Source organism: Vibrio sp. NC2, assembly GCF_025195005.1.
Lineage (GTDB): Bacteria > Pseudomonadota > Gammaproteobacteria > Enterobacterales > Vibrionaceae > Vibrio > Vibrio splendidus.
On sequence record NZ_JANVFC010000011.1, the window covers coordinates 63,967 to 84,222 of the forward strand.

The following is a 20,256-nucleotide window of genomic DNA, read 5'->3' on the forward strand; positions in this document are numbered from 1 at the left end:
GATATAAAATTCTTGCCCTTATAGAGCGAGCATCTATATGACGTTGCCGACTTTAAATATAAGTATCTTTATATTTATATATCCAAATGAATTAAGATTTAATTTAACTGCGGTTATTTTATTCCTTACATCGCCATTTAAGTTTGGTATTGTTCACAAAAATAGTGACTAATGAATAGGATGAAAAACGTTAGAAAAAGAGCAAGGTTTTTTGGTTAGTTAGCCTGGATTAATATTCGATTTGAATTAGATAGAAACAAGGGGTAGTTGCGTTGGCAGGCATTGTTAATGAATGGCGTGAATATTATTGGAATTTTATTCAAACTTTATTTTTGTTCGGATTTTTAGGTTTATAATGTTTATTTGATACGTATCAAATAAACACATTGTGCAGAAAAGAAAAAAGGAAGCCGAAGCTTCCTTTTAGGTTTGGTTTTTCAGCGAGTGTTAGATAAACAGACCGCCGAATGCGAAGCCGAGTGCTACCGCTGTACTGATTGTTGCCACACCAGGAATGAAGAATGGGTGGTTAAATACGTATTTACCAATACGCGTTGAACCTGTGTCATCCATCTCAACCGCTGCCAGTAGCGTAGGGTAAGTTGGAAGTACGAACAGTGCACTTACCGCAGCAAAAGAAGCCACGGCTGTTAGTGGTGCTACGCCAATCGCTAGAGCTGCAGGCATCAGTGCAACCGTTGTTGCGCCTTGAGAGTAAAGCAGCATAGAAGCGAAGAACAGAACAAGAGCCAGCATCCAAGGGTAGTCAGCCAGTAGAGCACCAGCAACGTCTTTGATTTCAGCAACGTGTGCATTCACAAACGTTGAACCTAACCAAGCCACACCCAGTACACATACACACGCAGTCATACCAGAGCGGAATGTTGGAGCCGAAGAAATCTTCGCTGCATCAATCTTAGTGAACATCACGATTGCCGCTGCTGCTGCCAGCATCACAGACATGATCGCTTCGTTACGGCCCAGTGCTGGGTTTTCAATTAGGCCAACAGAGCTAGAGATAGCGGCTGCGTAGCAAACAACAAAACCAATCGCCGCAAGGAAGATGTAAGTCGCTTTCTTCGCTGTTGGTAGAATTTCGCGTTTCTCTTCTGTTGCTAGCTTGATTAGACCTTTCTCTAGACGTTCTTGGTAAATAGGATCGTCTTTCAGTTCGCTGCCCATGTAGTTCGCGACAACCGCACCAACCATACAAGCGATGAAGGTTGTTGGAATACAAACCATCAATAGCGTTAGGTAATCGACACCAAAGGGTGCCAGCATCGCTGCAAAAGCCACAACTGCTGCCGAAATAGGCGAAGCTGTGATCGCAATTTGAGAGGCTACAACTGCGATAGACAGTGGGCGAGAAGGACGAACACCTTGGCCTTTTGCTACTTCTGCAATAACAGGCAACGTAGAGAATGCTGTGTGACCAGTACCCGCCATCAGTGTCATTACAAAGGTCACAATCGGCGCGTAAAAGGTGATACGTTCAGGGTGTTTACGCAAAAAGTTTTCTGCAATTTGTACCAACCAGTCCATACCGCCAGCAACCTGCATTGCTGCAATTGCGGTGATAACCGACATGATGATCAAAATTACATCGACCGGGATAAAAGATTGGCTTGTTGGAACACCAAGAATTAATGAAAGGGCAATAACACCAGCACCACCGGCAAAACCAATACCGATACCGCCAATTCTGGCCCCCAAAAAGATAAAGAGCAGGACGACAAATAGTTCTACTGCAATCATAAGTAACACCTCATTTTAGATTTTATTATGTGAACATTCGCCACTGGAATGTTCACATAATAGTTCTATGGTTTAGGTTTAATTAAGCAAAAACGCAACTAACGGAAATCCACAAGATCAGCAGGGTTAACCGTATTGGAGCCTAAAAAAGGGCTCCGTTTGGAGCCCTTTCTCGCTACCGTTATTCGTAGCGTTTAGCTTTATACTGAGGATGCATCAGATTTTCAACAGAGAAAATGTCATCAAGTTCTTCTTCGCTCAATAAACCGCGCTCTAGAACTACATCACGAACACTCTTACCTGTTTCAGCACAAATCTTACCTACAATGTCACCCTCGTGGTGGCCAATGTATGGGTTTAGATAAGTAACGATACCGATAGAGTTAAATACGTGAGATTCACATACTTCTTTGTTCACAGTAATGCCGTCTACACACTTGTCGCGTAGGTTCACACATGCGTTTGTTAGGATGTCTAAAGACTCAAACATGCTTTGTGCGATAACAGGTTCCATTACGTTCAGTTGAAGTTGACCGCCTTCTGCTGCGAAAGAAACCGTGTTGTCGTTACCTAGAACTTTAAAGCAAACTTGGTTTACTACTTCAGGTACAACTGGGTTTACTTTAGCAGGCATGATTGAAGAACCCGCTTGCAGTTCCGGTAGGTTTAGCTCGTTGAAGCCAGTACGTGGACCTGAAGAAAGAAGACGTAAGTCGTTACAGATTTTAGACAGTTTAACGGCTAGACGTTTAAGTGCGCCGTGCGTCATTACGTATGCGCCACAGTCAGACGTTGCTTCGATTAAATCTTCAGCCGCTACACACTCTAAGCCAGTTACTTCTGCTAGGTGCTTAACTGCTAGGCCTTGGTAACCCGGAGCTGCGTTCAGACCAGTACCGATAGCTGTTGCGCCTAGGTTAACTTCAAGCAGTAGTTTTGAAGTGTATTCTAGGTTTTTGATTTCTTCGTTGATGGTTACAGCCCAAGCGTGGAACTCTTGGCCAACCGTCATAGGCACAGCATCTTGAAGTTGAGTACGACCCATTTTCAAAATTGTGTTGAATTCTTGGCTCTTAAGCTCAAATGCACCTTTTAGGTATTCGATAGCATCGATCAGTTTACGAACGCTGTTGTAAACAGAGATACGGAAGCCAGTTGGGTAAGCACAGTTTGTAGATTGGCTGCGGTTTACATGGTCATTTGGGTTGATGAACTCGTATTGGCCTTTTTCTTTGCCCATAAGTTCAAGTGCCACGTTCGCAACGACTTCGTTCGCGTTCATGTTTACAGAAGTACCAGCACCACCTTGGAAAACGTCCGATGGGAACTGATCCATGCACTTGCCAGTGTCTAGAATGAGGTCACAAGCTTCGATGATGTATTTAGCCACTTCGCTTGGAATTACACCTAACTCTTTGTTTGCTAAAGCCGCTGCTTTCTTTGTCATCACCATACCGCGAACGAATTCAGGTACATCTGAGATCGTTACATTTGAGATGTTGAAGTTTTCAACTGCGCGTAGAGTGTGGATGCCGTAGTAAGCATCAGCCGGAACATGACGTTGACCTAATAGATCTTCTTCGAGACGAGTAGCTTGAGGAGCTTCAACTTGAGCTTCTGATTGAGTAGCCATAACAGGATCCTTAGAGAATTATTCTGATTATATAGTTAGTTATTAGCCTATTCTGTGTGCAAATACTCCGTTCGCTAGAATATTGGGCTGATAAATCCGTCCTGACTTATGTGGCACATGATACTGTACTTAGCGCATAAAAATATTAAGTTGATCACCTTTTTCGTTTTTGTTTCGTCAATATTTAGCAAACTTATTCCGGGTCAATAAACACGCTTATTTACAGGATAAATTTGAGATTGGTAGGGCTTTCAGCGTAAACTGGACGTAACAAAGGAGGGCGTGTGTTTCCTATCTTATTATTACTCTTTATCTTCGTACCCATCATTGAGATTGGGCTATTTATTCAAGTTGGTGGCTTCTTAGGATTGTGGCCAACTATCGCGTTGGTTCTGATCACTGCATTTGTGGGTGCATCGCTGGTTCGTAGCCAAGGCATTCAGACACTTATGTCTGTTCAAGGTCGGTTGCAACAAGGCGAAATGCCAGCACAACAGATTCTTGAAGGCGTAATGCTTGCGGTTGCAGGTGTTTTACTGCTGACTCCGGGTTTTATGACAGACGCACTCGGCATGTTGGTATTGCTGCCTGCACCAAGAGCGATGATTGCCAAGAAAATGATGGAAAAAATGGTGGTGACCAATATGTCTGGTGGTTTCCATGCGGGTGGACAAGCTGGTTTTGGCCAGAGCCCATTTGGACAAGACCCATTCAATTCAGGCCCATCTGATCAATCAAAAGACGGCAACACCTTTGAGGGTGAGTTTGAGAAGAAAGACGACGACAACGATCGTAACCGCTTAAATTAATCCGTTTTTTCTCTCTTCTTTATATAGAGGGAAAACAGAAAAGGCTCTTACCTTTATCCTTCGCAAGAAAGTGATAATGGTAAGAGCCTTTTTTATTGCATGTTACCTGCTATTTACGATTATTAGCTGGAACAGGTAACAGGCCGTGCGAGCGGTTATTTACTGAGATTGGTATTATACCGCGCCTTCAAAACCCATTTGTCGCCAAGCTTCGAACGCAATGATGGCCACTGCGTTTGACAGGTTCAAGCTGCGTGCTTCTGGCATCATTGGAATTCGAATACGTTGCTCCATTGGCATACTTTCGATGAACTCAGCAGGCAAACCGCGAGACTCAGGGCCAAACATCAGTACATCACCTTGTTGGAATTTCGCATCAACGTGGTGGCCAGTGGTCTTGGTCGTACAAGCAAAGATACGGTAGTCACCCTCACGTTCATTCTCTAGATACTCAAGGAAGGCTTCTAGATTCTTGTGACGCTTTACTCGTGCGAGGTCGTGATAATCTAAACCCGCACGACGAACTTTCTTCTCTTCGAAATCAAAACCAAGCGGCTCGATAAGGTGCAGGTTTGCGCCGCAGTTAGCTGATAGGCGGATGATGTTACCCGTATTGGGCGCGATTTCTGGTTCGTATAGAGCGATATCAAACATGTTGGTTCACAAGAATAATCAAAGATAGCCAGAGTATACGGTGGCAAGCTGAGTGAGTACAGTTCGCCACCCTCAGCTTAGGCTTGGTTCGCTAGTGCCTGAGCGTAGTTTTCAGATACCGCATTCCAATTCACTACGTTCCACCATGCATTGATGTAATCAGGACGACGGTTTTGGTAGCTGATGTAGTAGGCGTGTTCCCAAACATCGAGTGCAAGAATAGGCTCGCCATTACTGGCAACGGTATCCATCCACGGATTATCTTGATTTGAGGTCGAGATGATCTTCAGTTGTCCTTCTTCCACCACTAGCCAAGCGAAGCCGGAACCAAAGGTATTGATTGCCGCTTGAGCGAACTGATCTTGGAATGTCTCGAAATCTCCGAAAGTACTTTTGATAGCTTCGCCAAGCTCGCCCGTGGGTTCACCCCCACCGTCTTGCGACATGCAGTTCCAATACAAGATGTGATTGTAGTAACCGCCACCATTATTACGAACCGCAGGACTGTGCTGAGAAATGTTAGCGAAGATCTCGGTCAGAGACTGTTGCTCTAGCTCGCTGCCAGAAACAGCCGCAACAAACTTATCGTAGTAGGTTCTATGGTGCTTGCTGTAATGCACTTCCATCGTCTTAGCATCAATGTAAGGTTCTAGGGCGTCGTAAGCGTAGGGTAAAGCAGGGAAAGTGTGTGACATGGTAAATCCTCCTTAATTAGAGGATTTACCATAATGATAATAACAATCATTATCAACTGTGATCTTTGTGGGGGTATTATACCGGCAAGATTGGCAGGGTGATTTCGAGTTGTAATCCACCGAGCTGGCTATGGCTTGCAGTGATGATTCCGCTGTGTTGGCGAATCGCACTTTCTGTAATGGTGAGGCCAAGCCCAGTGCCACCTGAATTACGATCGCGTGCCGTTGAAACGCGGTAGAAAGGTCTGAAGATAGAATCCAGTTCATCCTCCGGTACACCATCACCGTTGTCATTGACGCAAATCGTCAGCTGATCTTGGACAACATGGAATTGCACATCGACTTGGTCTTTGCCGTAGTAGATAGCATTGCGAGTAATATTGTCTAAGGCACTCATCAGCAGCTTAGGATTACCCGAAATAGAACGCTCTGGGATCTCTGAAAACGTCAGTAATTTACCCATCTGTTCAGCTTCAAACTCTGCATCTTTTAAGATCTCTTCCCATAAGCTCGAGATAGGTTGAACCTCACGAGTAATGTGGCTGTCGACCTGCATACGAGATAGCGTCAGTAGCTCACTGATCATTTGTTCCAAACGCTGCGCTTCGGTATCAATACGTTCTAATTCTTGGCTCTCACCTTGCTTACGAATTGCCAGTGCATTGGCCATGCGTAGACGAGTCAATGGCGAGCGCAGTTCGTGTGAAATATCAGAAAGTAGTCGCTGTTGCCCTGAAATCATCTGGTTTACCGCTTCCACCATTTGGTTAAAGCTTTCACCTGCTTGTCTGAATTCTGAGGTGCCTTTTTCGAGCTGAGGATCGACCTCAAATTGACCTTTTGCTACACGTTGCGCAGCGCGCTCTAGCCTACGTGCGGGTTGACTCAATGCCCAAGCTAGCCATAGTAATAGCGGGGTACTCGCTAGCATTACCGCAAGCAACAGTTGTAAAGGTCTATCAAACAGTCGTAGCAAAAATGGCGGTGGTTGGTTCCATTTTACTCCGGCATACATCAGTAATTCTTCACCAGCGAGTGTGATAGGTACTGGCCCTGCCACCATGTAGTGTCCGTATAGTTTCTGTTTTGGTACTTCAGGGTTATCAATCGAGGTAACAAAGTTGCGAATCGCCTTAAGCTTATAGTCCGAATGTCTTTTTGACGTAAGGACAGCGCCTTCTAGGTCGGTCAAATAGATGCGAGCACGAGAATCCTTGCGGCTACGTGGTGCCTCAAGTTGGAACACAATTTTGCCTAGATTAGGTTCTTTGGCGTAGCGTTTCTCTGTGATTTTAGCGATACGCTCGAGTTTATCTAGGTGATCTGCGGGCACATCTCGCGCCACTCGAGGGTCTAAATGGGGAAGTGACAGCACCGACAAAAGCACCAGTAACATGGTGAACCAAAAGATAGCAAAGATACGTCCATATAAGCTGGTGATTTTAGGGATGCGCATTAATCTTCCTCTACCAATAAGTAGCCACGGCCTCGTAAGGTTTTGATGCGAGACTTACCATCGCTGCGCTCTGGAATCTTCTTGCGTAGATTGGAGATGTGCATGTCTATCGCGCGGTCAAACGCCGCCAGCCTTTTGCCTAAAACATCCAAGCTCAGTGCTTCTTTGGTGATCACTTGCCCCGGGTTTTGGATGAGATGGCTCAGCAAGGCGAATTCTGTGGTGGTGAGATCTATAATCTGTCCATTGCAGTAGGCTTCTTGTTTGCCAGGGAATACTTCGATGTCTTGGTATTGAATGGTGTCGCTGGCTGATTTAGGTGCGGTGTTAGTCTGTGTTCTACGCAAGATGGCACGAATACGAGCGAGCAGTTCTCGGTCACTGAACGGCTTTGGCAAATAATCATCTGCGCCAAGTTCAAGGCCAATAACACGGTCGATCTCTTCGCCTTTGGCAGTCAGCATCAATACTGGTGTTTCCCAGTTTTCTCTCAGCTTCTTTAGCGTTTCCATACCGTTAAGGCGCGGCATCATCACATCCAAAAGAATCAGATCAATCTCATCATTGATAGCGTCAAGCCCCGCATAGCCATCATTGGCTTCGGAAACAGTGAAGCCCTCAAAGCTCAGGATGTCTTTAAGTAAGCTGGTTAGTTCTGTGTCGTCATCAATAAGAAGAATGTTCGCCATTGGGAAGCCTTAATCGGTTATCTACTATTTACACGTTAATAATACTGCTAATTATTCGTCAACTTTCACTCTTTACGATTCTTTACGCTTTCTAAACGTCACTTTACGAGGGAAAGACTAATCTATATCTAAGCGCTGAGAAACAGACGCAATACATGACTTATTATACCGAATCGAGGCAACAATTATGAAAATGACTAAGAAACTTGTACTAGTAGCAGCGGCACTTCCACTTATGTTAGGTACAGCGAGTGCGTTTGCATACGGCGGTGGTGATAAAGGTGATCACAAAGGTATGCACGGTAAGTGTGGTGGCTTCGATAAGAAAGTGATGCGCCAACTAGACCTGACGGATGCTCAAAAAACAGAACTAAAAGAGATGCGCGAAGCGAACCGCGCTGAGATGAAAGCAAAACACTCAGGCAACAAAGCAGATAAAATGGCGCAAATGAAAGCGCATCACGAGAAAGTTCAAGATCTAGTTCTAGCTGATACTTTTGATGAAGCTGCAGCAAACGACCTAGCAAGCCAAATGGTTGAGAAGCAAACAGAGCGTCGCGTAGCAATGCTTAAGAAGCAACACCAAATGATGAGCGTACTAACGCCTGAGCAAAAGACTCAGCTGAAAGAAATCCAACAAGAGCGCATGGCGAAGTGTGCTGACAAAATGGAAAAACGCATGAACAAAGACAAGTAATTCATGGCTTGAGAAAGCTGAATTGATTGAAAGCGTTTAGAAAGAAGCGGCCTAGTGCCGCTTTTTTGATCTTTAAAAATGAATGTATTACATCATGGCTGTCATATTCAATCGGTTGTTTGCGGGTTATACTTTGTGCTATTAGTCACTTTATAGCCAATTTATGAAACAAGAATACGCACGTTTAGTTACGCTCGCCGCTTGGGCTGCCACCATCATTGCCTCCATATTATTGGTTGTGAAGGTTGCTGCGTGGTGGGTGACAGGTTCAGTCAGTTTATTAGCTTCTGTGGTTGATTCGCTGTTGGATATCGCCGCTTCTGTCGTCAACCTAGTGGTGGTTCGCTACTCTCTTCAGCCTGCCGATAAAGAACATACCTTTGGTCATGGTAAGGCTGAGTCTCTTGCTGCATTAGCGCAGGCAATGTTTATTTCCGGTTCCGCTTGTTTCCTTATTCTTAATGGTATTGAGCGTTTCTTCCGACCGCATGAGCTGAACTCCCCTGAAATTGGTATTTATGTCAGCTTGTTCGCGATCGTAATGACCTTTGGTTTGGTTCGATTCCAAAAACATGTTGTCAGCAAAACGGGCAGCCAAGCGATAGCCGCCGATTCACTGCATTATCAATCCGACCTTTATATGAATGCAGCGATCATGCTCGCACTAGCACTGAGCTGGTTTGGCATTGGTCAAGCGGACTCGGTATTCGCGATTGGTATCGGTATCTACATTCTTTACAGTGCCTACCAAATGGCAACAGAAGCCATTCAATCTTTGCTTGATAGAAAGCTGCCAGATGAAGAATTAAAACAGATAAAAGAGACATCGCTGAGTGTGGAAGGTGTGCTTGGCGTGCATCAACTAAGAACGCGTCGTTCAGGGCCTGTTCGGTTCATTCAATTGCATTTAGAACTCGAAGATAATATCCCACTTATTGAAGCGCACCGCATTTCTGACGAAGTAGAAGACAAGCTTATCTCCGTTTTCCCTGATGCTGATGTATTAATTCATCAAGACCCGTATTCGGTCGTATTTGGACCAGAGAAGCAGCAGAAATTTCACTCATGGTAAGCGGGCTAAAAAAGGGTTGGCAAATGGTAAGTAGGTGGCTTTTGAACTAAAGTGAGTAAAAATTACTAATTCTTCGGTGATTCAAAAATCACCTTAGTAACAATTAATGTTGATTCTGATGTGAATCAACAAAGTTACTGAGTAAAACTGTAATACTCTTACAGAAGTAGAAATGTTACATAATTTTACGCGATTTAAGTGCTATTCCTGTAGAGGAAATGTAACATAACGCACAAATATAGATTTAAAATCTTGTTGATATACAATCAGCAAGAATAAGAATTGAATAATAGATTCCCAAAAATCGAGGGTGAGCATGATTAAGAAGATCGGTGTTTTGACCAGTGGTGGTGACGCTCCAGGCATGAACGCAGCAGTTCGTGGTGTAGTTCGTACTGCGCTATCAGTTGGCATTGAAGTTTACGGCATTTACGATGGCTACCAAGGCCTTGTTGAAGACCGTATCGAAAAGCTTGACCGTTCAAGCGTATCTGACGTGATCAACCGTGGTGGTACTTTCTTAGGTTCTGCACGTTTCCCTGAGTTCAAAGACGTTGCTGTTCGTGAGAAAGGCATCGAGAACCTTAAGAAGCACGGTATCGAAGCACTCGTTGTTATCGGTGGTGACGGTTCTTACATGGGTGCTAAGAAACTGACTGAGATGGGTTACCCATGTATCGGTCTTCCAGGCACAATCGATAACGATATCGCGGGTACTGACTACACAATCGGCTACCTAACAGCGCTTAACACTGTTATTGATTCAATCGACCGTCTACGTGACACGTCTTCTTCTCACCAACGTATTTCTATTGTTGAAATCATGGGCCGTCACTGTGGTGACCTTACGCTTATGTCAGCAATTGCGGGTGGCTGTGAGTACATCATCACACCTGAGACTGGCCTAGATAAAGATCAGCTCATCAGCAATATCCAAGATGGTATTGCGAAAGGTAAGAAGCACGCAATCATCGCTCTAACTGAGTTAATGATGGATGCGAATGAACTAGCGAAAGAGATCGAAGCTTCAACAGGTCGTGAAACTCGTGCAACGGTTCTTGGTCACATCCAACGTGGTGGTCGCCCGACTGCATTTGACCGTGTACTGGCTTCTCGCATGGGTAACTACGCTGTTCACCTTCTTCAAGAAGGCCACGGTGGTCGTTGTGTTGGTATCGAGAAAGAAGCGCTTGTTCACCACGACATCATCGACTGTATCGAGAACATGCAGAACCCGGACCGTTCTGAGCTGTTCCGCGTTGCAGAAGAGTTGTTCTAAGCCACGTTTAGCGTTCGCTTAAAGAATTTAAAAACCGCTGATTTATCAGCGGTTTTTTTGTACCTGTTGTTTTAAAACCAAATCTCAGGCAATAAAAAAGGCCAACCTAAGTTGACCTTTCATTTAATCTAAACGGTGACGTTTAAATTAAGCTTTTGCTTCAGCTGCTGCTTTAGCGATAGCTGCGAAGCTTTTCGCGTCTAGAGCTGCACCGCCAACTAGAGCACCGTCGATGTCTGGTTGTGCGAAGTAAGCTGCTGCGTTTTCTGGCTTAACAGAACCGCCGTATTGGATAACAACTTTCTTAGCAACGTCTTCAGATTTCTCTGCGATGTGTGCACGGATTTGAGCGTGGATGCGTTGTGCATCTTCAGCTGTAGCTGCTTTACCAGTACCGATAGCCCAGATTGGTTCGTAAGCGATGATAGCGCCTTCAAGAGCTTCAACACCTTGAGTGTTGATAACAGCGTCAAGTTGACGAGCACATACAGCAACAGTTTCGCCTGCTTCGTTTTGTGCATCAGACTCACCGATACAAAGAACTGGAGTTAGGCCGTTCTCTTTTAGGAATGCGAATTTCTTAGCAACGAATTCGTCAGACTCAGCGTGGTATTCACGACGCTCAGAGTGACCGATGATGATGTGAGATGCGCCGAACTCTTTAAGCATTGCTGGAGACATGTCGCCAGTGAATGCACCGCTGTTGTTTAGGTCAGAGTTTTGAGCACCTAGGATGATCGCGCTGCCCGCTTCAGTAAGCGTACGCTCAGCAAGATCAACGAAAAGTGCTGGTGGAGCAACTGCTACGTCTACGCCTGTTACGCCTTCAAGTTCAGCGTTAAGACCGTTTAGTAGATCAACAACCATTTCTTTGCTGCCGTTTAGTTTCCAGTTACCCATAACTACAGGATGACGCATAGGAATATCTCCAAAGTATTTAAATAAATCGAATGTAAAAAAGTAAACTTTATTACGAAATAATATAACAGAATAATATCAACAGATCATGACTGTGGTCATGACTTTCTTGGATCTTACTCAATGGTCAGAGTAGATTTTGAGCATATATCAGTGATCCGGCAGACAGAATAATAGCTAACTTCTCGGATTTTTCATCGTTAGTTGCTATTAAGGGACAAACGATTGCGTTAACAATAGGAAGTAATAATGCCGAATCTAGTTCTAGAGTACTCAAATTCAGTGGATGAGCGAGTGAATATCCAAGGTTTACTGGAAGACCTTCATCAAGTTACATTAAACTGTGGTTTGTTTGATGTACCTTCTGTGAAGTCTCGTTCACTGCGCTGTCATAACTGGTTGGTCGGTGATGAAGAGGACAATGTGGATTTTGTTCATATTAGCTTCGAGTTACTTTCAGGACGTACCGAAGAACAGAAAAGAGAATTGTCGCGTTTGTTGATGCAAACCTTACAAGAACAGGCAAGCCATATCCGTAGCCTAACGGTCAACATAAGGGATATGGATAAAAGTTGCTTTCAGAAAGTGATTAACTAGCTAAAAATAATCAACGAACTAAAAGTGATTAACTAACTATTTGCTGCTAACTTTTTGGTAGCGTATTAATTTTTTGAGTATTTAAGATGTCGATGAAAGATTTACTGCTCTCTTTCAAAGGGAGAATTGGTCGTAAGACTTACTGGATTTGGAATATTTTCTACTATATAGCGATTACTGGTTTCGCTACTGGTATCTCTGTTTTATTCCCTACTTACTCTTACATCCTGCTACCAATCTTCCTGTTGCTGTTAGTGATCCCAGATCTGGCGGTCACCGCTAAGCGCTGGCACGACCGCAATAAGTCGAACTACTGGCTATTGCTGAATGTGCCACTCGTGCTAGGGCGCCTTGCTTCACCAATGGCAGCGACCACGACAGAGCCGGTATCGCCTATTCACATGGTGGCAACGGTTGCTGCACTAGTGTGTGGTTTGTGGATCTTGGTAGAATGCGGTTTGATGAAAGGCACTGAAGGCCGCAATGATTACGGCGAAGATCCCGTTTAAAGATTGGATGATTCATCAGTAAAAAGGGAGCATTGTGCTCCCTTTTTTGTTCTAAGGCATTTTGTTTTTAATGCGTTTTTTTCACTAATACATTTTAGCTTTCAGTACATTTTTGGTTCTGTATTGGGTCTAAAAGGCACGACATTTTCAGGCAGAGATTCTTCGAAATCGCAGCGGCCTTTGAGTGCATCTTGGAATTTACAGACCTGACAGCGCAGCTCTTGCATCAGAACAACATTAGCGTGATGTGGATTCTTGCAGCGGCTGACGACTAAATCGATATGACTTTGTTGAGCGCGAAGCCTGTTTTGCATGGTCTCTGAGGCTGAGCAAATCATCTGTTCGCACATCTCGTGTTTGAATTGATCGAATGCTTTCGGATCGCTTTTCGCGAGTTGGACCAGTTCATCAAAAGGGGGCAGTTTTTGACTGGGCTGTGGATGTGCCATGATTCCTTCCTTCCTTCCTTAGAATTAAGCATGTTTCATATGCTTTAAGCTTAAGAAAGAAATTTGTACAAATTTTAATCTATTGGTGTTTTCTCAATATTGAGACAGGATCAGTAACTTGGCGTTAGGGTATAAGTACAACGACGCTCGCCAGTAATGATGTGTTCAGTGCGGCTCACATGACATTCATCTTTGAGTAATTCTTTGAAAACATTGAGCTCAGATTGGCACAGGCTAGGGCAGCGAGTCGCAGCCTTGCAGATAGGGCAGTGGTTCTCGATCAAGATGTAGTGATCGTCATGCTCTTGAAGTTCAGCCATGTAGCCTTCGTCTTCACGCAGCTGGGTGAGTTTTTTAAGCTTGCTGATCAGCGAGTCACAATCAGACAGCGCGGTTTGATATTGCTTAAGGGTGTGTTGTTCGCGCTCGGCCGCAACCTTAGCTAACCCCTCTTTACCAAACAGATTCTCCACAGCATCGATCACTTGAATGGTGAGTTCACCGTGTCGATCTGAAAATTGACCATGGCCTTGTTGAGTCAGGGACCAGTGGCGAGTCGGGCGACCCACCTTTACTTTAACATCATGAAACGCAAGAATACCGTCATCTTCCAGACTTTGCAGATGTTGCCTTGCACCCATTGTCGTCATGCCAAATTCTTCTGACAACTGTTTCGCGGTTACCGCGCCTTGACGCTTAATGGTCTGTAAGATTTTGTCGCTTGTTTTCATACTATCTCTACCTAATGAACCTTACTATTATGAGGCAAGGTGTTTATAAAGCAAACCATTTACTATGGCGTAGGTGAAATGCACAGGTTATTGATGGCCAATAAAACAAAAGGCTGATACTTGGTATCAGCCTTCGCGTGTTCTGTTGAACCTAGTTTAGGTTTACAGGATGTGACCGATTACTTCTGGGTCTTTACGCTCTAGGTAGTGGATAGATTTGATGCGGCGAATAGTACGGCAGCGACCACGGATAAGCAGTGTTTCTGTGGTTGCGATATTGCCTGTACGAGTGATGCCTTCTAGTAGGTCACCCTTAGTAATACCCGTTGCAGAGAACACAACGTTGTCGCTACGAGCCATGTCTTCCATCTTCAACACGATACCCGCCGTTACGCCCATTTCAGCACAACGCTCTAGTTCAAGCTCACCGTGTTTGCGGTTCTCTTCTGTATCGCCTTTTACTTCATGACGAGGAAGCAGACGTGCGTGCATGTCGCCGTCGAGTGCGCGAATAACCGCAGCTGAAACGACGCCTTCAGGCGCGCCGCCGATGCAGTACATTACGTCGACTTCACTGTCTGGCATACACGTTAGGATAGAAGCAGCAACATCACCATCTGGCACTGCGAATACACGAACGCCCATCGCTTGCATGTCGGCAATCACTTGATCATGACGTGGCTTAGCCAATGTGGTTACTACCAGTGTATCGAGTGTTTTACCTAGTGCTTTCGCAATGTTTTCTAGGTTTTCTGTCAGTGGCAGTTCTAGGTCAATCACGCCTTTTGCGCCAGGACCAACAACCAATTTTTCCATGTACATGTCAGGCGCTTTTAGGAAGCTACCTTTTTCGCCTGCAGCCAATACAGCCAATGCATTTGATTGACCCATTGCTGTCATGCGAGTCCCCTCAATTGGGTCAACGGCGATATCTACTGCATCACCGCCAATACCGACGTTTTCGCCGATGTATAGCATAGGTGCATCATCGATCTCACCTTCGCCGATAACGATCTCGCCGCTAATTTCGGTTTTGTTCAGTAGGCTACGCATTACTTCTACAGCAGCGCCATCTGCAGCGTTTTTATCGCCGCGGCCAAGCCACTTGTAACCAGCTAGTGCTGCACCTTCAGTGACACGAGAGAATGACATTGCTAAATCGCGTTTCATGCGGACTCCAAAATTTTCAAAAGGGGAATAGAAATTTCGCGGCGAATTTTACCATATCCCAAAGGAAACGTTTGCCTTTTTGTTTTTTGGGGATTGCTCTTGATCAATTTGCGGGTGAAAACAGGTAATATTCATCAAAATAATCAGTCTGTTGTCGCGGTAGTAATAATTCACGTCAATATTCGGTAAAAAGCGCTGTTTTTTTCATCGAATGGCGCAAAATATCGAATATATTGAGTGTTTATCCTTGCTCTGCTGAGTAGAATGGGGAAATAAGTGGAGTAGACCTTCACCATCAAACGGATAACTTAAAGGTAGGCCAGAATGTCTTTTGAAGTACTAGAGCAGCTAGAAGCAAAAATTCAAACAGCAGTAGATACAATTGCACTTCTTCAAATGGAAGTGGAAGAGCTTAAAGAAGAGAAACAAGCACTAGCAACAGAAGCTGGTGAGCTTAAAGAAAGCCGTCACGAGCTAGAGCAAAAAACTCAGCAAATGCAGGAAGAGCATTCAGCGTGGCAAGATCGCATCCGTAACCTTCTTGGTAAAATGGATGACGTAGAGTAATTGACTCTTCAGATTTAAAAAAACGCCCGCTACTGAGTAGCGGGCGTTTTTGTTCGTATTCTTATGCTTCGTGTTCTTATGGTTTGTTTTATTATTTGAAGCTGAGTGAGAGTTACTCGATCTCTTCTTCTTCAACATCCAGATCAAGTTCTACATCTAAAGGCTCTGCCGAAAGAATAATACCGGTGTTGTCAGCGTAGAGGTAATCTTCCGGCAAGAAGGTTACGCTGCCAAAGTTGACCGGTACGTCTAATTCGCCGACACCTTCTTGGCTCGCACCAACAGGGATAGAAGCCAAAGCCTGAATACCAATGTTCATGTCTTCTAGCTCATCGACTTCACGAACGCAGCCGTAAACCACAATACCTTCCCACTCATTGTCTTCAGCAAGTAGGGCAATCTCAGCATCGATCAGCGCTTTGCGTAGCGAGCCGCCACCATCGATTAACAACACACGTCCCAGACCATCTTGCTCTAATACGGAGCGAATCAAAGCATTGTCTTCAAAACACTTTAATGTCGTGATCTGTCCTGCGAAGGATGCACGTCCACCGAAGTTGCTGAACATGGGCTCCACGACATCAACTTGATCCAAATATATGTCGCACAGTGCTGAAGTGTTGTATTCCATTAGTATACCTTTTGAACAATGAGCTTACTTTGAGTATATCGGTGCTTGATCCCTTTGCAATGATTAGTCTCATTTAACTCAATAGAGTTTGAGCTACGACAACCCCTGCAAACAATAGGTTAGTGACCAGTGAGCATTTCACAATCACTGGCATCATTGGTGCAATCTGCGCTGGTTTTTCGGTTTCCCAAACGGCCTTGCCATGTTTGTAAACAATAACAATGCTTAATAAAAACGGCAGGCTGATCCAGACCGGTTTTTCTTGAATCAGTAGGTAGATGGCGAAAGATGCAAGGGCGAGCCCAAGCAGTGCAAAATGATAGTGTTTGGCTTTGCGTTGCCCTAGGCGAACCGCCATGGTGCGCTTACCACATTCACTGTCGTTCTCTATATCACGCATGTTGTTGATGTTGAGTACCGCAACCGCCATTAATCCACAGCCTAAGGCCGGAAGAAATAGGCTTGGCTCAACATGACCAGTGTGTAGGAAGTATGTGCCTGAAACGCCTAACAAACCGAAGAAGATAAATACCGATAAGTCGCCAAGGCCAATATAACCATAAGGTTTATTGCCCACGGTGTAAGCGATGGCAGCCATTATGGCTAATACGCCTAACGCGATGAAAGATAAGATGCTTTCAATCGAGGTTAAGGCATGAAAAATAAGAATCAGCCCAGCGAGCATGGTAAACACGATGTTGAGGATAATGGCTTGCTTCATGGTTTTCGCGGTCACCGCGCCGGATTGCATTGCGCGTGTTGGCCCCAGACGGTTTTCGTTGTCTGTGCCTTTTACTGCGTCACCATAGTCATTGGCTAGGTTCGATAAAATTTGTAATAAGGTGGCAGTTAAAAAAGCCAGTAGGGCTATTGATAGAGAAAACTGACCACCGGCGAACGCTAAACTACTTCCTGTAAGAATAGAGACGAGTGCGAGAGGCAGAGTTTTTGGTCGTGCGGCATCAAGCCAAATCAGTAGAGATTGTTTCATCGTAGGTCTATTTCTTTGTAAGTCTTCGTTTCAAACTGTGATTTGAGTATACGCCCATTTTTCGGGTAATAAAAAGCCCACTCGAAAGTGGGCCTTGAATTCGCTTATTAGCTGCTATTTCTTTGAGATAGAGCAATAAGTTGGAGTTTTGTGTGCTACAGGATGAAGCGACTTAGGTCTTCGTCCTCTACGAGCTCGCCAAGCTTAGATATTACATAAGCTTCATCAATCAGCAATTTACTGCCTGCTCGGTCTGTTGCGTCAAATGAAATTTCATCCATTAGGCGCTCCATGACTGTGTGTAGACGACGCGCACCGATGTTTTCAGTAGTTTCGTTCACACGCCATGCTGCGTCTGCAATTTGGTTGATGCCATCTTCAGTGAACTCAATGCCGACATCTTCTGTTTTCATCAGGGCAATGTACTGTTCTGTCAGTGACGCCTTTGGTTCAGTAAGAATACGTTTGAAGTCATGTGCTGATAGTGCTTCAAGTTCTACGCGGATTGGCAGACGACCTTGCAGTTCAGGGATCAGGTCAGATGGCTTAGCCACTTGGAAAGCACCTGATGTGATAAACAAGATGTGGTCAGTTTTAACCATGCCGTGCTTCGTTGATACTGTGCTGCCTTCGATTAGAGGCAGTAGGTCGCGCTGAACACCTTCACGAGATACGTCTGGGCCTGAGCTGTCGCCACGCTTACAGATTTTGTCGATCTCATCGATGAATACGATGCCGTTGTTTTCAGCGTTGAAGATCGCGCTCTCTTTTAGCTCTTCTTGGTTCACAAGCTTCGCAGCTTCTTCTTCCGTCAGTGCTTTGAATGCGTCTTTGATTTTCATCTTACGCTTTTTCTTGGTGTCGCCCGCTAGGTTTTGGAACATGCCTTGCAGCTGGTTGGTCATCTCTTCCATACCCGGAGGTGACATGATTTCAACGCCCATTTGCGGTGCGGCTACATCGACTTCGATCTCTTTGTCGTCTAGCTTACCTTCGCGCAGTTTCTTGCGGAAAATCTGACGAGTGTTTGAAGAGGTGGTGTCTTCAGTTGATTGCTCGTTCTGACCCCAAGCATCACGTGCTGGTGGTAGAAGGGCATCAAGAATACGTTCTTCAGCTTGCTCTTCAGCGCGGTATTGTACTTTTTCCATCGCTTGTTGATGTGTCATCTTGATCGCAACGTCCGTTAGATCACGGATGATGGTCTCAACTTCTTTACCAACGTAGCCAACTTCGGTGAACTTAGTCGCTTCTACCTTGATGAACGGCGCATTAGCGAGTTTCGCTAGACGGCGAGCAATTTCAGTTTTACCCACACCCGTTGGGCCAATCATCAGGATGTTTTTTGGCGAAACTTCAACACGCAGGCTTTCTTCAAGCTGCATACGACGCCAGCGGTTACGTAGAGCGATAGCCACTGAACGCTTAGCGTTGTCTTGGCCGATAATGTGGCGATTGAGTTCGTGAACAATTTCGCGAGGAGTCATCTCAGACATGGTTTTTCCTTAATTCTTTAATCACTGTTGAATACAACGTTATTGATGGAAGCGGTCGTTACTCTGGCTTTGGCAGCTCAACGGTGCTTTCTAGTTCTTCAATAGTGTGGTGATGGTTGGTGAATACACAGATATCGCCAGCAATGTTCAGCGACTTTTCTGCGATTTCACGCGCATCTAAATCAGTATTTTCTAATAGTGCAGTCGCTGCTGCTTGAGCGAAGTTACCGCCCGAACCGATCGCAATCAGGTCGTTTTCTGGTTGAACGACGTCACCGTTACCAGTAATGATCAGTGAAGCGGTTTCATCCGCGACTGCTAGCAGTGCTTCTAATTTACGTAGAGCACGGTCGCTACGCCAATCCTTCGCCAGCTCAACGGCAGCTTTGGTTAGGTGGCCTTGGTGCATTTGCAGCTTGCTTTCAAATTTTTCGAATAGCGTGAAAGCATCTGCCGTACCGCCAGCAAAACCTGCCAGTACTTTATTGTTGTATAGGCGACGTACTTTACGGGCATTGCCCTTCATTACAGTATTGCCTAGAGATACTTGTCCATCACCCGCGATGACGACTTTATTATTACGACGTACAGATACAATGGTAGTCACGAGTAGGGCCTCTTAATATTTCTTATCTTTGGGTATAAAAAGTATATGAGGATGGTGCTCGGATAATTCAAGGAAGGGCGAGTGATGTCGCGCAACTTATCGGCGGAAGTTGTAAGGAAAACTGACTAAAGGGAGTAAATAAAAGAAAACCTCCACAATGGGAGGCTTTCGGAGTTTGGTTTTCGGCTTTTGCTAAGATTAAGTAAGACTGCGACTATCGCTAAATCTAAATCTAAATCTAAATCTAATCGGTGTCTTTCCAAATAGCGCAAGGTTCGATTTTCGCCCGTTGCAGCTTATGACGATCGCGCTCGGCGTCACGCTTCAACTTGTATGGCCCTAAAACCACACGGTACCAGCTACTGCCGTCTTTTTTACGGATTTCACTCGAGATGCCTTGGAACGCAATATCTAACTTGCGCGTTTCTGCCTGTGCTGACGTTTTGTAAGCGCCACACTGCATCACGTAAGGGATCTTAGAGATCTCTTGCTCTTTGGCTTTAACTTCAATCTCGCGGCTTGGCAGCGTTTCAACGTAGTCCCACTTCTCTTCTGGAGGCGGTGGAATCACTTTCGCTGGTTTTGGCTTAGGTTTTGGTTTGGTAGCCACAGGTGTTGGTGCTGGCGGCTCAGGATCATTACTCAATAAGTAAAGTCCATAACCAAAACCACCGGCAAGGAGGATCGCTAAAAGACCACTGCGCCAAGGTTTACGGCGAGGGGCTTGTTTCTTGGTCGGTTTTTTCGTGCCACGACCACGCTTTACATAATCTCTATTAGCCACAAGACAATTCAATAGTTGCTGATTCTGTCCTCATGGTAATCCAGATTGCGCGAGGATAATAGTGCAG

The 20,256-nt window shown here is 45.0% G+C and carries 22 protein-coding genes; 7 read left to right on the forward strand and 15 right to left on the reverse strand.

Annotated elements, in window-relative coordinates; all coding sequences use genetic code 11:
- Positions 1-447 precede the first annotated feature (447 nt).
- Positions 448-1,755, reverse strand: a complete 1,308-nt coding sequence (locus NX845_RS14910; protein ID WP_004729714.1) for an anaerobic C4-dicarboxylate transporter — start codon at positions 1,753-1,755, stop codon at positions 448-450.
- A 181-nt stretch (positions 1,756-1,936) separates the two neighbouring features.
- Positions 1,937-3,388, reverse strand: coding sequence for an aspartate ammonia-lyase (gene aspA, locus NX845_RS14915; protein WP_004729713.1), 1,452 nt, complete (start codon positions 3,386-3,388; stop codon positions 1,937-1,939).
- A 284-nt stretch (positions 3,389-3,672) separates the two neighbouring features.
- Here aspA and NX845_RS14920 point away from each other — a divergent pair, with 284 nt between their 5' ends.
- The gene (locus tag NX845_RS14920; protein WP_004729712.1) at positions 3,673-4,197 is read left to right on the forward strand and encodes an FxsA family protein; all 525 of its coding nucleotides are present in this window, start codon (positions 3,673-3,675) and stop codon (positions 4,195-4,197) included.
- A 174-nt stretch (positions 4,198-4,371) separates the two neighbouring features.
- Here NX845_RS14920 and NX845_RS14925 read toward each other — a convergent pair whose 3' ends face one another.
- From NX845_RS14925 to NX845_RS14940, 4 genes are all read right to left on the reverse strand, one after another.
- Positions 4,372-4,851: a tRNA (cytidine(34)-2'-O)-methyltransferase gene (locus NX845_RS14925; protein ID WP_004729711.1), complete on the reverse strand. Its 480-nt coding sequence runs from the start codon at positions 4,849-4,851 to the stop codon at positions 4,372-4,374.
- A gap of 77 nt (positions 4,852-4,928) precedes the next feature.
- Positions 4,929-5,546: a superoxide dismutase gene (locus tag NX845_RS14930; protein WP_017088984.1), complete on the reverse strand. Its 618-nt coding sequence runs from the start codon at positions 5,544-5,546 to the stop codon at positions 4,929-4,931.
- Between the two features lie 76 nt (positions 5,547-5,622).
- Entirely contained in the window at positions 5,623-7,002 is a 1,380-nt protein-coding gene (gene cpxA, locus NX845_RS14935; RefSeq protein ID WP_260256965.1) for an envelope stress sensor histidine kinase CpxA, read from the reverse strand.
- Positions 7,002-7,691: a response regulator gene (locus tag NX845_RS14940; protein WP_017080183.1), complete on the reverse strand. Its 690-nt coding sequence runs from the start codon at positions 7,689-7,691 to the stop codon at positions 7,002-7,004. The genes cpxA and NX845_RS14940 overlap by 1 nt, the downstream gene beginning before the upstream one ends.
- Positions 7,692-7,878: 187 nt before the next feature.
- On the opposite strand from NX845_RS14940, the gene NX845_RS14945 reads away from it, so the two are divergent.
- From NX845_RS14945 to pfkA, 3 genes are all read left to right on the forward strand, one after another.
- Positions 7,879-8,388: a CpxP family protein gene (locus NX845_RS14945; protein WP_017077588.1), complete on the forward strand. Its 510-nt coding sequence runs from the start codon at positions 7,879-7,881 to the stop codon at positions 8,386-8,388.
- A gap of 163 nt (positions 8,389-8,551) precedes the next feature.
- Positions 8,552-9,460 (forward strand): CDF family cation-efflux transporter FieF, encoded by a 909-nt coding sequence (fieF, locus tag NX845_RS14950; RefSeq protein WP_026012358.1) that lies wholly within the window; start codon positions 8,552-8,554, stop codon positions 9,458-9,460.
- A gap of 316 nt (positions 9,461-9,776) precedes the next feature.
- Positions 9,777-10,739 carry a 6-phosphofructokinase gene (pfkA, locus tag NX845_RS14955; RefSeq protein WP_004729705.1) on the forward strand — a complete coding sequence of 321 codons (963 nt, stop codon included), beginning with the start codon at positions 9,777-9,779 and terminating at the stop codon, positions 10,737-10,739.
- A gap of 147 nt (positions 10,740-10,886) precedes the next feature.
- Here pfkA and tpiA read toward each other — a convergent pair whose 3' ends face one another.
- Positions 10,887-11,657, reverse strand: coding sequence for a triose-phosphate isomerase (gene tpiA, locus NX845_RS14960; protein ID WP_004729704.1), 771 nt, complete (start codon positions 11,655-11,657; stop codon positions 10,887-10,889).
- Between the two features lie 249 nt (positions 11,658-11,906).
- Between tpiA and NX845_RS14965 the strand changes: the two genes are divergently transcribed.
- Positions 11,907-12,254, forward strand: a complete 348-nt coding sequence (locus NX845_RS14965) for a 5-carboxymethyl-2-hydroxymuconate Delta-isomerase (RefSeq protein WP_004729703.1) — start codon at positions 11,907-11,909, stop codon at positions 12,252-12,254.
- Positions 12,255-12,340: 86 nt separating this feature from the next.
- On the forward strand, positions 12,341-12,763 hold the full coding sequence (locus NX845_RS14970) for a DUF805 domain-containing protein (RefSeq protein WP_102453774.1): 423 nt from the start codon (positions 12,341-12,343) through the stop codon (positions 12,761-12,763).
- 101 nt (positions 12,764-12,864) lie between these two features.
- Here the strand turns inward: NX845_RS14970 and NX845_RS14975 are convergent, their stop codons facing one another.
- From NX845_RS14975 to glpX, 3 genes are all read right to left on the reverse strand, one after another.
- Entirely contained in the window at positions 12,865-13,212 is a 348-nt protein-coding gene (locus tag NX845_RS14975) for a DUF3135 domain-containing protein (protein ID WP_017080185.1), read from the reverse strand.
- A gap of 110 nt (positions 13,213-13,322) precedes the next feature.
- Positions 13,323-13,943 carry a metalloregulator ArsR/SmtB family transcription factor gene (locus NX845_RS14980; protein ID WP_004729698.1) on the reverse strand — a complete coding sequence of 207 codons (621 nt, stop codon included), beginning with the start codon at positions 13,941-13,943 and terminating at the stop codon, positions 13,323-13,325.
- Positions 13,944-14,105: 162 nt separating this feature from the next.
- Entirely contained in the window at positions 14,106-15,113 is a 1,008-nt protein-coding gene (gene glpX, locus NX845_RS14985) for a class II fructose-bisphosphatase (protein ID WP_004729697.1), read from the reverse strand.
- Positions 15,114-15,437: 324 nt separating this feature from the next.
- Here glpX and zapB point away from each other — a divergent pair, with 324 nt between their 5' ends.
- Positions 15,438-15,680 carry a cell division protein ZapB gene (zapB, locus tag NX845_RS14990; protein WP_004729696.1) on the forward strand — a complete coding sequence of 81 codons (243 nt, stop codon included), beginning with the start codon at positions 15,438-15,440 and terminating at the stop codon, positions 15,678-15,680.
- 112 nt (positions 15,681-15,792) lie between these two features.
- Here the strand turns inward: zapB and rraA are convergent, their stop codons facing one another.
- The 5 genes from rraA to ftsN all read right to left on the reverse strand — a co-directional run bounded on the left by rraA (position 15,793) and on the right by ftsN (position 20,189).
- Positions 15,793-16,311 (reverse strand): ribonuclease E activity regulator RraA, encoded by a 519-nt coding sequence (rraA, locus tag NX845_RS14995; RefSeq protein WP_004729695.1) that lies wholly within the window; start codon positions 16,309-16,311, stop codon positions 15,793-15,795.
- Between the two features lie 73 nt (positions 16,312-16,384).
- Positions 16,385-17,302 carry a 1,4-dihydroxy-2-naphthoate polyprenyltransferase gene (locus tag NX845_RS15000; RefSeq protein WP_017080187.1) on the reverse strand — a complete coding sequence of 306 codons (918 nt, stop codon included), beginning with the start codon at positions 17,300-17,302 and terminating at the stop codon, positions 16,385-16,387.
- 155 nt (positions 17,303-17,457) lie between these two features.
- Positions 17,458-18,798 (reverse strand): HslU--HslV peptidase ATPase subunit, encoded by a 1,341-nt coding sequence (hslU, locus tag NX845_RS15005; RefSeq protein WP_017077598.1) that lies wholly within the window; start codon positions 18,796-18,798, stop codon positions 17,458-17,460.
- Between the two features lie 58 nt (positions 18,799-18,856).
- Positions 18,857-19,405, reverse strand: a complete 549-nt coding sequence (gene hslV / locus NX845_RS15010) for an ATP-dependent protease subunit HslV (RefSeq protein WP_004729692.1) — start codon at positions 19,403-19,405, stop codon at positions 18,857-18,859.
- A gap of 244 nt (positions 19,406-19,649) precedes the next feature.
- Positions 19,650-20,189 carry a cell division protein FtsN gene (ftsN, locus tag NX845_RS15015; protein WP_029222060.1) on the reverse strand — a complete coding sequence of 180 codons (540 nt, stop codon included), beginning with the start codon at positions 20,187-20,189 and terminating at the stop codon, positions 19,650-19,652.
- Between the last annotated feature and the right edge of the window lie 67 nt (positions 20,190-20,256).